This is a genomic window from Cellulosilyticum lentocellum DSM 5427, assembly GCF_000178835.2.
Classification (GTDB): domain Bacteria; phylum Bacillota; class Clostridia; order Lachnospirales; family Cellulosilyticaceae; genus Cellulosilyticum; species Cellulosilyticum lentocellum.
In genome coordinates this window covers 224,810-236,975 of sequence record NC_015275.1, presented here as the reverse complement: position 1 = coordinate 236,975, position 12,166 = coordinate 224,810, and the positions used below count along the sequence as shown (strand labels likewise).

At 35.7% G+C, this 12,166-nt stretch carries 13 protein-coding genes; 1 reads left to right on the top strand and 12 read right to left on the bottom strand.

Going from position 1 to position 12,166, the window contains the following annotated elements; translation table 11 throughout:
• From xrtK to CLOLE_RS01080, 8 genes are all read right to left on the bottom strand, one after another.
• A complete protein-coding gene (xrtK, locus tag CLOLE_RS01115; protein ID WP_013655235.1) occupies positions 1–495 on the bottom strand; it encodes an exosortase K in 495 nt (164 codons plus the stop codon).
• 379 nt (positions 496–874) lie between these two features.
• Positions 875–1,552 (bottom strand): glycerophosphodiester phosphodiesterase, encoded by a 678-nt coding sequence (locus tag CLOLE_RS01110; RefSeq protein WP_013655234.1) that lies wholly within the window; start codon positions 1,550–1,552, stop codon positions 875–877.
• Positions 1,553–1,842: 290 nt separating this feature from the next.
• Positions 1,843–3,276 carry an ABC transporter substrate-binding protein gene (locus CLOLE_RS01105; RefSeq protein ID WP_013655233.1) on the bottom strand — a complete coding sequence of 478 codons (1,434 nt, stop codon included), beginning with the start codon at positions 3,274–3,276 and terminating at the stop codon, positions 1,843–1,845.
• Between the two features lie 38 nt (positions 3,277–3,314).
• A complete protein-coding gene (locus CLOLE_RS01100) occupies positions 3,315–4,133 on the bottom strand; it encodes a carbohydrate ABC transporter permease (protein WP_013655232.1) in 819 nt (272 codons plus the stop codon).
• Positions 4,130–5,068, bottom strand: coding sequence for a carbohydrate ABC transporter permease (locus tag CLOLE_RS01095; RefSeq protein ID WP_013655231.1), 939 nt, complete (start codon positions 5,066–5,068; stop codon positions 4,130–4,132). The genes CLOLE_RS01100 and CLOLE_RS01095 overlap by 4 nt, the downstream gene beginning before the upstream one ends.
• A gap of 376 nt (positions 5,069–5,444) precedes the next feature.
• Positions 5,445–6,410 carry a helix-turn-helix transcriptional regulator gene (locus tag CLOLE_RS01090; protein WP_013655230.1) on the bottom strand — a complete coding sequence of 322 codons (966 nt, stop codon included), beginning with the start codon at positions 6,408–6,410 and terminating at the stop codon, positions 5,445–5,447.
• A 327-nt stretch (positions 6,411–6,737) separates the two neighbouring features.
• A complete protein-coding gene (locus CLOLE_RS22745) occupies positions 6,738–7,424 on the bottom strand; it encodes a hypothetical protein (protein ID WP_013655229.1) in 687 nt (228 codons plus the stop codon).
• A gap of 268 nt (positions 7,425–7,692) precedes the next feature.
• The gene (locus CLOLE_RS01080) at positions 7,693–8,511 is read right to left on the bottom strand and encodes a nitroreductase family protein (protein WP_013655228.1); all 819 of its coding nucleotides are present in this window, start codon (positions 8,509–8,511) and stop codon (positions 7,693–7,695) included.
• 132 nt (positions 8,512–8,643) lie between these two features.
• Here CLOLE_RS01080 and CLOLE_RS01075 point away from each other — a divergent pair, with 132 nt between their 5' ends.
• Complete coding sequence (locus CLOLE_RS01075; RefSeq protein WP_013655227.1) at positions 8,644–8,982, top strand: winged helix-turn-helix transcriptional regulator; 339 nt, start codon at positions 8,644–8,646, stop codon at positions 8,980–8,982.
• 73 nt (positions 8,983–9,055) lie between these two features.
• On the opposite strand, the gene CLOLE_RS21470 is transcribed toward CLOLE_RS01075, so the two are convergent.
• The 4 genes from CLOLE_RS21470 to CLOLE_RS01050 form a co-directional block, all read right to left on the bottom strand.
• Complete coding sequence (locus CLOLE_RS21470) at positions 9,056–9,907, bottom strand: copper amine oxidase N-terminal domain-containing protein (protein ID WP_013655226.1); 852 nt, start codon at positions 9,905–9,907, stop codon at positions 9,056–9,058.
• A gap of 83 nt (positions 9,908–9,990) precedes the next feature.
• A complete protein-coding gene (locus CLOLE_RS01060; protein ID WP_157864022.1) occupies positions 9,991–10,623 on the bottom strand; it encodes a hypothetical protein in 633 nt (210 codons plus the stop codon).
• Positions 10,613–11,266: an RNA polymerase sigma factor gene (locus CLOLE_RS01055; protein WP_013655224.1), complete on the bottom strand. Its 654-nt coding sequence runs from the start codon at positions 11,264–11,266 to the stop codon at positions 10,613–10,615. Before CLOLE_RS01055 ends, CLOLE_RS01060 begins: the two co-directional genes overlap by 11 nt.
• A gap of 160 nt (positions 11,267–11,426) precedes the next feature.
• Positions 11,427–12,164, bottom strand: coding sequence for an alpha/beta hydrolase (locus CLOLE_RS01050; RefSeq protein WP_013655223.1), 738 nt, complete (start codon positions 12,162–12,164; stop codon positions 11,427–11,429).
• Positions 12,165–12,166 lie beyond the last annotated feature (2 nt).

Genomic DNA, 12,166 nt, shown 5'->3' with positions numbered 1-12,166 from the left:
TCATCCCCTCTTTCTTAAATACCATTCGCCTATACCATTGACTACAATAAGTCCACCTAAATAAAGTACAATGCCTATGGTCCCATGAATTAGTCCAAAAAAATGACTTCCTGCAAAAGGTATAGAGGCTAAAATACGTACACTCCCTACTATATACCCTATTCCTATAGCCAGTACTAATGCCATGCCAAGCCATTTGCCTTGATTTATCACATGAGCTTTAAATCTAAAAAATAAAAGGACAAATACCATAGCCATAAATGTATTTCCTAAACATTCCTTGTTAATAGCAAAAGTAGCTGTATTGCATACGTAACCATATGTACTGTCATAAACAAAATAAACATTATAAAAAAGCTTACATAGCCCTACATAAGGAAGAAGTAAAACTCTTACTATTCCTTTTGATAAAAAATGATCCCCTCCTAACAAAAGAAAAGTGAATATAATCCCTAACACTTCTAATATCCTCTTTTTAATCTGTGCGTTAATCATAGCTCCCCTTCGTTTTTTCTCTAGCTTTTAAGCTATTTAGTGATTTTGCTTTTTCTATTTTGCTAGCCCTACTCCTTTATATTTTATTTGATTATTTAGAATTTATTTTACCATCTCTCTTTCTGTTTTTCAATATTTTTTTATCGTTTATCAATATATAGTATTGATTATGTCTTCTCCATTCCTCATCATTTTCTTGCGACCTTTACTTCAACTTTTACATTCTGCAGTTTTTGCTTTAATATAGAAATGCAAATTATCTAACAAAAAAACTCTAACCTCATATCATCTACTAAGTTAGAGTTTTGCTTATCACTTTTTTCATCTTATTATTTATAAAGACTATAGTTTATCTGTGTCCCTAAAAATTCGTAGTATCTTACAAATACTTCTTCACACGGTCTGGATAATTACTAATAATCATATCCGCCCCTACTTCTACCATGTTTTGAATATCCTCTTCCTCATTTACTGTATACACATTTACCTTCATACACCTTTCATGGGCCGCCTCCACCATCTCTTTATTTACTGTACGATAATGTGGATGAAGTGCATCTGCCCCTACATATTTGCAATATTTTTCTGGCTGGACAAGGTTTTCTATATAAAGTAAACCGGTCATAATAGATGCCTCTATCTGCTTGCATTTCACCATGGATTGATGATTAAAGCTTGATAAGATGACACTCTGCTCCATACGATATTTTTTAATAATATCAATGACCTTTTCCTCTAGCTCCTTATATAAAACAATCCCATTTTTAAGCTCTAAATTAAGTACAATATGATTTAGCTTAGCTAAAATCATAAGTTGTTCCAAAGAAGGAATCCCCATATCCCGAAGCTCACTGCAAGTAAAATCCTTTACAAAACCAGAATTAGTTGTGGTTCTATCAACTGTTTCATCATGGATAAGTATAGGAATACCATCCTTTGAAAGCTGTACATCCGTCTCAATCCCATCACAGCCTAACTCAATAGCTCTTTCAAAAGCTCCTATTGTATTTTCTGGTTCATGCCCACTAGCACCCCTATGTGCCATATTAAAAATCATAACCATCTCCCCCCTCATTTCCTTATAACTTATAATCACATGTAGTAACATTATGTGCTATTGCTGCTAGAAATGAGAGGGGGTAGCTGTCCTCAAGGGGCGACTTCGGAGTATTTTCAGTAGGCACTTAGCGAATTCTTTTGATAGTTTTTAGCCTGAGTGTCTGAGCAGAGCGAGTTTTCAGGCGTTTATCAAAAAAATAAGCTTAGTGCCTACGAAAATACGGAGTGGAGCACCTGAGGATAGCTACCCCCTCTCATTTCTTTCCAGTAGTAGATTATATTCTACCGTTATTTCGTCTTATTATACTTCTCTATAGCTTTATTAATGGTACCTGCGCTATTTTCTACTGCTTGCTCAGCACTTATTTCATTATTGAGAAGCTTTTCAAGATTTTCTTCAATACAAGCTCTTGCTTCTGGGAATACTGCTAAAAGTGCTCCTGTAGAACCTGTACTAGCATGTAATTGATCAATAGCTGTTTTGAACTGTGGTTTTTCGTTTAAATGCTCTTCCATGGCTGGTAAATTATATGCTTCTGTAGTAATAGGGAAGTAGCCTGTTGCTTTAGACCATTCTACTTGTGCTTCTGGAGAAACCATATACTTGATAAACTCCCAGCTTGCTTTTGCCTTAGCATCGTCCTTTTTATCTAACATCCAAAGAGAACCACCACCTATGGACACGCCGCCTTTGTCACTAGCATTAATGCTTGGGAAGTAAGCTGTACCTAATTCAAATTTACCATCTATGCTACTTAATATGCCTGAAAGAGATGCTGTAGAACCTAAGAACATGCAAGAGTTACCAGAAGTAAAGGCTTCCTTATTCACGTCTCCATCACGGCCTAAATTAGCAATAACGCCTGAGTCTACTGCTTCCTTCCACTTGTTCATAATATCAAGTCCACCGCCATTACTATCAAAGCTTACTGCTGTTGCACCATCTATTCTACCATTGCCATTATTAGCATACTCTAGCTGCTCTTTTACTAAGAATTGTTCAAAAAACCAACCATATACTTGAATATTAGCACCATATCTAGTTACCTTATCCCCATCTTTTTTAACAAGTGCCTTGGAAACTTCAATCATTTCATCAAGGTTAGTAGGGGCTTTCTCCGGATCGAGCCCTACTTCCTTGAAAGCATCTTTATTATAGTAAAGAATAGGGGTAGAACTATTAAATGGCATAGAGTAAAGTTCATTATTAATAGAGTAGTATGCTAAGATGTTTTGCTCTAATTTGCTCACATCATAGTTATCCTCATTAATCATATCTTGAATCTTATAAGCATAGCCACTATCAATCATCCATCTCGTTCCAATGTCATAAAGCTGCATAATATCAGGAGAAGCATCACCTATAGTAGCACTTTTAAGCTTATTAATGGCTTCATCATAAGAGCCTTGGAACTGTGCTTCTACCACAATTTCATTCTGAGAGGCATTGAACTGCTCAGTGAGTTTATTAATAGCTTCACCACCAGCACCTCCCATAGAGTGCCAGAATATTAGCTTAGTGGCATTTGCTGAAGCCACTGAAGCTGGCTGCGTAGTGGTTTGAGAAGAAGGACTAGCTTCATTAGCAGGTTTGCTGCCTGCATTATTAGCTCCTGTTTCTTCTGCTTCAATTGGACTGCAACCTACTGTGTTTGTTAATGTCCACATACATGCTATAGAGATCCCTACTATCTTCTTGAAATTCTTTTTTAAAATCTTCATTTCTTTCCTCCCCGTTTTGTTTAATCAAACTATATTTACTACCCTTTTATAGCTCCTGAAATCATGCCATCTACTAATCTCTTCTGGCCGATTACAAAAACAATAATAGAAGGGATAATAATCATTAAGGCTCCTGCTAAAATAACACCGTAGTTATTACCTTCTGAAAACTGCAACATACTAATACCAATTTGAACTGTACGCTTATTGGGATTATTAATGGTTAAAAGTGGCCACATATATTGATTCCATGTATTAATGAACACATAAATCCCTAAGGATGCCATAACAGGCTTCGAAATAGGCACTAAAATAGTAGTTAAAAACTGAAAATGCCCACAGCCATCAATGACAGCTGCCTCATGTAAGTCTTTAGGAACAGTCAGGAAAAACTGCCTCACCATAAAGATGCCCATGCCAGAAGTCAAAAAAGGAATGATAAGTGCCTTTAAACTGTCATTCCATCCTAATTGACTGACCGTTAAATAGTTCGACACAATAATAACTTCACCTGGAATCATCACCGTTGCAAGCACAGCAATAAATAGAAGCTTTTTTCCCTTAAATTCAAAGAAAGAAAAGGCATAAGCAGCCAAGCTACAAGTTAAGAGCTGCCCAAAGGTAACACAGATACCTACAAAAAGGCTGTTAGTCAAAAATCTACCAAAAGGCACCATGCTCAGGGCTAGTTGATAGTTATCCAGTCTTAACTGACTAGGTAAAAGCCTTGGGGGAAACATAGAGATTTCTGCTGGTGTCATTAAGCTTAAAGAAAGGGCATACAAAATCGGTGCTATAATCAAAAGGCCTATAATGATACTTAAAAGGTTAAGTTGCCATTTCGTTTTTCTCATCATTTATAATGCACCCCTTTTTTCTCACAGGCGAACTGAGCCATAGTAATGACAAAAACAATTACAAATAAAATCATAGATTGTGCGCTAGCCATTTCGAATCTACCATTAAAGAAGGCATCACGGTAAATAGAATGCACCAGTACATTAGTAGAATCCCCAGGTCCACCTTGCGTCAGCAATTTAATTTGCCCAAAGGCTTGAAATGCACCTACTAGGTTCATAAAGAGTACGAAAAAAAGCTGTGGAGTAAGGAGCGGTAAGATAATATATCTTACTTTCTTTCTATAGCTAGCACCATCTATATTGGCACTTTCTATTAGCTCTTCCGGAATGGACTTAAGCCCTGTAAATAAGAAGATAAAATTAATACCAATACTTAACCAAACGGTTACCATTGCCACTGCGTAAATAGCATACTTAGGATCTGCTAGCCATTTAATATCTGAGTGAAGTACTGCATTCGCAATCCCATTAGTAGGATGAAAGATCATAATCCAGATTATTGCAGCTGGTGCTGAAGCAATGGCCATAGGCATAGAAAACATTAGTTCATAAGCTCTGCTGTATTTCAATTTATTGTGTGCCAAAAGGGCTAACCCAAGGCCAATGAGCATAGATGGAATAATAATAAGAAGTGCAAATTTAAAGGTGATGAGTAAACTATTAAAGAAGCTAGGTGAAGTAAATAATTCTAGAAAGTTCTCCATTCCTACGAACTCTACGGTCTCTCCTCTTCTATTAGTAAGGGTAAAGCTTAAGTAAATCGTTTTAGCAAATGGGAAATACACAAAGACAGAAAATAAAATAAAACAAGGTAATAAGTACATATAGGGGACTAATCGATTATTTTTGAGCTTAGTATACTTGACTTTCTCCTTAATGTCCTCTACGTTAGCAACTGGTTCTGCCAAAGAAGGTTTTAATGCTTGTTCCACAATCAATAAGCTCCTTTCAGAAATAGTTTATAAAGTAAGATAGATATATAACTTATCTTTATTTTTCAAATTAAATGATAAACCTTTCATATTAAAGAGATATTGATTTTAGATTAAAATTAGTGTGCAAGTGTAAAATACTTGTTAAATAAAAAAACGAAATTATTAGTCGAATGGTTCCTATATAAAAGAAATACGGCGGCTTTGATTGTTATTTCAAAACCGCCGTTAGGCTATCTATATTCTGTTTGCACATGAAAATCCTGCCGCCAACGCAACGTCTTTTATTTACGTTGGGTAGCACGTATGTGCTTGCTTCATTTTTCATTTGATTGCTTGATTAGCGTCTGTATAGTGGATAGGCAATCGATTTGATTTACCTTCGTACAGGTCTGATATACTTAAAAAACCGTTCAGGATTATGATAAAAGTAAATTATCCTACCAGGGGAAGTATCAAAGCAATAACCAGTGCCTGTAAAATCAAAAGTTGCCATTGCCTTTTCAATCTTTTCTTCCACGCTACAATTTTCCTGCTCATAATCGAATGGGCCATGTTCAAAAACCATATACTCAGCTTCGGGAACATCAATCATAAGCATTTGTGGCGGTATTTCACCTTTATAATCAAGAGGAAGTCGTACACCATAACACTCTGTACGTGGAATACCCCAATCGCAGAGTCTGCCTTCCGGATCATTAATATATGCCATAATCTGACCACTGCCACTATTAGGCTCACTCCCACCATCATCATCCAACTTACCTTTGATACTATCAAGTAAGCCGCAAATTGTTTCGCAGTCCTGTCCTGGAATAAGACTTTGCTTTTGCCAAAAATCCCAATACCCATTACTCTCATAATTTTTAATGTGCAAAAATTTGTGTGCGGGAATGGTTACAAAATAAATTTTAATACCATCTGCAGATTTCATCATACCAATCTCTCCCAATCCTAAAAAGTAGCGGTCGAAAGGGTTTATTTTTGTACGAAGAACGACAGGCTTAGGCTTTTTTCGGTATTCACTTGGAGTTACACCATATGTTGCCTTAAAGGCTCTGGTAAAAGCTTCATGTGATGAAAAACCGTAATCAAAAGCAATATCTAAGAGGCTTTTTTCACTATCCCGAACCTCTTTTAATGCAAAGGCTAATTTTCTATGCCGTAGATAATCCCTAAATTGCATACCCGATATTTCTTTGAATTTTCTCGTTGTATAAAATTCAGAATAACCCAGCCTACGAGAAAGAAAGCGTAGTGTCAAGGCTTCGTCATTATAATTTTTAATACATTTGTCAATTTCATCAACGATTATTTGAATTTGCTTCTGCCACTCGTACATTCGTCTATTCACCTCGTTTCAATCACCCTACATTTATTATAAAGAAATCGAGAGATTACTACTTGACTTTACTTGCTATTATTTCGTTTTCTCTTTTAAGTACTGCATCTTTGTAAACTGCATAGTACCACTCGATCATATTATATCTCATAAATATGACAGCATAAAGTCTAAATCTTTGAAAATGCCAGATTATATATAGACCATTAAACAACAAAGAAAAAGCAAGACAGCTTAGCTTTCACTACGTTGCCTTGCAATTATCTTTTTACTTCCTTATCAGCCCCCAGCTTTAAGAGTCGTCGCTTAACCATTTTAGATTTTTTCTTATGATTTCTTCTTATTCTGCTGTTGTAGCTTCTCTTGTTGTTCTTCCTCCTGCTGCTGCTCTTCTTGTTCTATCTCCTCTTCTTGCTCTTGCTGTATCTCTTGATGTTGTATCTCCTGTTGCTGCTGTTCTTGTTGCTGCTCTTGTTGTTCCTGTTGTTGTATCTCCTGCTCTTGCTGCTGTTCTTGTTGCTGTATTTCCTGTTGTTGCTGCTGCTCTTGTTGTATCTCCTGTTGTTGCTGTTCCTGCTGCTGTATTTCCTGTTGTTGCTGCTGCTCTTGTTGTATCTCCTGTTGTTGCTGTTCCTGCAGTTGTATCTCCTCTTGTTGCCGCTTCTGCTGTTGTATCTTCTTCAGTTGTTTCTGTTGGTGTTTCTCCTGGTCCTGTATCTGCTGCTCTTGTATCTTATCTTGTTGTTCCTGTTGGTGTTTCTCTTGCTCTTGTGTCTGCTCTTGTATCTTATCTTGTTGGCCCTGCTGGTGTATCTCCTGCTCCTGTATTTGTTCTTGTAGCTGTTCTTGTATTTGTTGATGTATCTGTTGTATCTGCTTTTGTATCTGTTTTTGTAGCTCCTGTTGTTGCACTTCAACTTCTATCGTTGCTGAACAATTAGCTATTTCTCTGCTGCTTGAACAGCCTACTAATGGCACTATCAGTAATGCTGCGATTATCCTACTCTTTTTCATTCATACGTCTTCCTTCCTTTATTGATCTAAGACTAGAATTAACTCTTCTCTCAGTTTAACCATCTCATCGCTACTATATCCTACTAATCAATCATATATCTCTTGATACCCTTGCTTTTTATGTAATTGAACTTCTTTTAACGAGTCATTTTGTACCCAGTATACTGTCCTTAATAAATAAAGCTGCCCCTATAGATTTGGCATAACTAAAAGAGCCTTGAAAATATCATAAGAATGATATTTTCAAGGCTTTTCTTTGACCTATTAACTATTTCCATGTGATAGTAGCAGGTTTTCTAGGAACAGTTCGTGCATATTTCACTTTTGGATAACCTATAACCATACACGTTACAATTTGATCTGTCCCAGTAATACCCAAGAACTGAGGAATTGCTTTATTAGCTTCAGCTGCACGTGTGAAGAAGCCACTGAAGAATGTACCTAGTCCTAAAGCATTTGTCATAAGTTCCATATTAGAAGACGCCAAAGAGGCATTAATCGGTGAGGAAGACACTGTTAAAATAATAGCAGGCGCGTTGAAGAAGAGGCTGTCATTTTGTTTAGGATCTTGTTTATAACTTTCAGACATATTAATCCACATCTGAGCATATCGCTTAATCAGTGGCGAAGCGCTTTCATCTGCAAGAGCATATTGACCCATAGCCGATAAAGTATCAAAGGTCATAGCTTTTAAAGCATCTAAGTTGTCTTTAACTACAATATAAGAAACATTTTGTGCATTACTACCTGTTTGAGTAAATCTACCAGCTTCAATGATTTTTAGAAGTTTATCTGCTTCTACATCTTGTTTCTTGAACTGGCGAATAGTTCGTCTAAATTTAATAAAGTTAAGAAGGTGATCTGCATTAATGTTAAAGCTTTCCGCATCATAGTCTTTGACTTCATTCATATTGTATTCAGTAGTTGAAACAGCCTTTTGAGGGCAAATGGCAATACAATGACCGCATTTGAAACAAGTCTTGTTACTAGCTACAGCTTTTCCATCTACTAATGAGATATCTCTAGCAAAACAGTCCTTAATGCAAAGGCTACACCCTGTACATTTTTCGGTATTTATGGTAATCATAATAAAATACTCCTTCTATTTTATAACTAGTTGTTATACTATTTTAAGTGGGATAAGTAGAGAGTACAAGTACGTTTATATATAATAGGTACTATGCTCAAAGATAGTATGCTATCTATATAGGAGGAATCAATGAGTAAGTTAAAGAAAGACTATGTATATCCTTTAGATTTAGGGTTAGATTTAATAGGTGGAAAGTGGAAATTACGTATACTTTATCATCTAACCAGTGGAACAAAGAGATTTAGTGAGTTAAGGAAACTGTTAGAGGGCATTACAGAAGCAACACTTACCGTGCAGTTAAGAGAACTAGAAGGAGCTCACCTCATCGAACGTAAGATTTATCCAGAGGTGCCTCTAAAAGTAGAATATTCCTTATCCGAATATGGAATGGAATTGAAATCAGTATTAGCAGATTTATGTAAATGGTCTAAGAAATATGCCCGTGAGAATGAAATTAACATCCACTAATATACTCAAAAACGATATCAACCTCATATTCGTACGGTTAATATCGTTTTTCTTAGTTTCTGTAATTCTTCTACTAAGCTACATTAATTAAATTTTGTATTTCTTGCTTTAAAAGCCCTTCTGTTGCAGTGATGGAATAGGTCATTTGTCCTTTTTGCCAAGTAGCCACATATACCTTGTCATTATTTCCTTTTAATGTAACATTACTTCCACTTATAGTATCCACCACTACGCTATCATACACTGTATAATCGCCACTAATGTCCTCTGTACCCTGAGCTGCTCTATAAGAAATTTCAGCATCTCCTTTCTTCCATCTTATATCTACCGTATCATTACTAATATCAAATAGCTTACTTAGTTCATATCCTTCTGGTAACTTTTCTGGAATACTAAACTGAAATCCTACTGCATCTGCAAGCTCTTTTAATGAGTTATGTTCAGTATATGGGTTAGTTATCTGCTGAGCTCCTACTTCCTCTGCTGTCTTTTTGATAAATGTTGCTGTTCCTTCTGCTATTGAAACAGCGTTTTCAGCATTTCCTAAAAGAGCACGAAACATCTCAGCGGGAACATAAGTCTGTCCATTAATCATTGTAGGACCAACGCCAAAACGTTCAGGTGCAGTCGTACCTATTGCTACTGAACTACTTGCGTAATAGAGATCTAGACCTAATGTTAATGTGGTATTCATCTTACCATCATCTAAAGTAATCGTATGATCTTTGCCATTCCACTCCAGCTCAAAACCTAATTTTTCAGCCACCTCACGCAAAGGTATCATTTCACATCCCTCTATCGTTTTTGTCTTCATAGAAATAATGTTGTTAGTTTGTCCTAACCCAGTCTTGTCAGAAATAGCTTCGCCTAGAACCGCCTCTGTCATAATAAATCCCATCATACATGCTATAAATGCTTTTTTCATAACTTATTACATCCTTTCTTTTATAAATGTCTTCTCATACTAAATACAATTGATTTCATCCTAATGTTGCATTGTTATTAAAATTAATTTTTATTATACGGCTCTATACTTGTAGCTATTTGAAGCAGTTCATCACTACTTAGCGGCTTAGAGCTTTGGAGCGCAAAGCTATACTCATCCTCTACCCAAGTAATTAAACTATATTCTCCACTTTCTCCTTTTAGGGTATACTCTGTATGTCCTATAGTGCTATTTTTTATATCACTATACACCGTGTACGCGCCGCTAATATCTTGCCCATTATTTATTCCTATTCGGTAATTTAATTCCTCTACTCCATCTGAGTAAACTATTTCTGCTACACTTTCAAATAAGTCATTGCATTCTACCACTTTAAACTCTGGAGAGACATTAGGCACTTTAAGCTGAAATTTCATTTTTTCCGAAAGTTCCTCTACTGTTTTAACACTCGTGATTGAGTAATTTTCTTCAAGTGGAGGGGTATCGATTTTAGATAATTTCAAGTGAAGTCCTAATATACAAATAGTAAAACAAGCAACCATAGTTCCTATCTGTAGGTATTTTCTTAGAGATGTTTTTGAATGTGAAAAAGCTTCTTCTTCAATGGACAACTGCTGTAAATTACTTTCTAAACGTTGCTCCAATTCTTCCGAAACCTTGATTTTATCCATAATTTCCTTATATTTAGTCCTCAAAGTCATAGTCCTCCTTTAAAATTTCCTTTAGACGCTTTCTTGCACGATATAACATCGAACGAACTGTGACTTCTTTCTTCTCTAATAGCTTGGATATTTCAGCTGTTGTATAATCTTCCTCATAAAACAAATGAATCACCTCTCTATACTGAATAGGCAATTGACTAACCGCTTCCCAGACATAACTTAATTCTTCACTTAATGGCTCTGGAAATTCTTCTTTCGTAAGAGGCTGTGTCTTCTTAAACCAAGCAGACTTTAACTTATTTTTACTCAAATTAATAGCCACCTTTAAAAGCCATGCCTTCTCATGTTCCGTACTTACAAAAGCTGGTTTATATCTGAGCAGCTGAATAAGGGTGTCTTGTAAAATGTCTTCTGCATCACTCATACTTCGTAAATAAGAGTAACTTACACGTAGAATACTATCCCCATATAATTTGATTATCCTGGAAAGTTCAGGTGTTTCTTGATTCTGAGACCCCAAAGTAGCCTCTCTATGCTCTGTATAACTCGAATCTGGCTCCATCAAAGACTTTTCTTTAATGAACTTCGTTCCCATACTCAATACTTTATAAATCCATAGTTTAATATCTTGCAAATAAATTAATCCTTCTTCGACTATATCCACTCTTCCTATCATATGTTTATCTCCTATTAAGTCGTTTATGTTCTTTCCAACAGCCACATCTATTATACAAGTTAGCCAGTTAAATTGTTGCATACCTATAAAAATAAATCCTTTTTTAGCTGATTTTATTGATATGAAAAGAACCTCCACATAAATGGAGGTTCTTTTCATATCAATCTTTTCTTAAGAGAAACGCTAAGGCAATTCTATGTCTATTTAATAAATTCTCATGATGATCATACTCATCCCATACGAGCTCTACATTTTCTTCTCCAATACGCTCCCTCATGATCTCATAAGACATAGCAGAAAACTTTGGTGTATCCTTCTGAATAGTAATCTTTCCATTACCTTCCTTTTTCCCCGCAATCATCATCAGTTTAAAATTCTCATTAATCAAATCCTCTTCTCTAATAAACTGAATCCAATTATGATACCATTGAGAAGCACATATGCTTGCTATTTTACCATAATGATTATTTTTGAAAGCAGAATAGATAGAAATCAAAGCCCCAAGTGAATGGCCCATGATTTTCCTATCCTCTTTACGACTACTTACTCTAAATTCTCTTTCTATGTAATCTTGTAAATCACCACTTAGAAACTCTAAATAATCATCCCCTTGTCCCTCAAAATCATGAAATCTCTCATGATTAGACTTTGCAGCCCATGGGGTGTACTCATTTAGTCTGTCAAGAGGTGTAATGCCAACTATTATATGTTCTTCTAAATTTCCGCTGGTGAAACCTTCTTCTATTTCATCAATGATCCCTTTTAAAAACCTCATCAATTTATCACCATCATGGGCATAAACTACAGGATATGTTTTATCTGATGTATCATATCCCTTTGGTAAATAAATATAAATTTCTCTATTATCAACTGTTCTTGTTAAAATACTTCCTTTCATCT

What these genes read in the sequence shown, in the direction of transcription:
- CLOLE_RS01110 (WP_013655234.1), bottom strand. Translation starts at nt 1,552, where the DNA reads ATGATTTTTAATATGGCACATAGGGGTGCTAGTGGGCATGAACCAGAA.
- CLOLE_RS01105 (WP_013655233.1), bottom strand. Translation starts at nt 3,276, where the DNA reads ATGAAGATTTTAAAAAAGAATTTCAAGAAGATAGTAGGGATCTCTATA.
- CLOLE_RS01055 (WP_013655224.1), bottom strand. Translation starts at nt 11,266, where the DNA reads ATGATAGGAAGAGTGGATATAGTCGAAGAAGGATTAATTTATTTGCAA.
- CLOLE_RS01075 (WP_013655227.1), top strand. Translation starts at nt 8,644, where the DNA reads ATGAGTAAGTTAAAGAAAGACTATGTATATCCTTTAGATTTAGGGTTA.
- CLOLE_RS21470 (WP_013655226.1), bottom strand. Translation starts at nt 9,907, where the DNA reads ATGAAAAAAGCATTTATAGCATGTATGATGGGATTTATTATGACAGAG.
- CLOLE_RS01050 (WP_013655223.1), bottom strand. Translation starts at nt 12,164, where the DNA reads ATGAAAGGAAGTATTTTAACAAGAACAGTTGATAATAGAGAAATTTAT.
- CLOLE_RS01080 (WP_013655228.1), bottom strand. Translation starts at nt 8,511, where the DNA reads ATGATTACCATAAATACCGAAAAATGTACAGGGTGTAGCCTTTGCATT.
- CLOLE_RS01090 (WP_013655230.1), bottom strand. Translation starts at nt 6,410, where the DNA reads ATGTACGAGTGGCAGAAGCAAATTCAAATAATCGTTGATGAAATTGAC.
- CLOLE_RS01100 (WP_013655232.1), bottom strand. Translation starts at nt 4,133, where the DNA reads ATGATGAGAAAAACGAAATGGCAACTTAACCTTTTAAGTATCATTATA.
- CLOLE_RS22745 (WP_013655229.1), bottom strand. Translation starts at nt 7,424, where the DNA reads ATGAAAAAGAGTAGGATAATCGCAGCATTACTGATAGTGCCATTAGTA.
- xrtK (WP_013655235.1), bottom strand. Translation starts at nt 495, where the DNA reads ATGATTAACGCACAGATTAAAAAGAGGATATTAGAAGTGTTAGGGATT.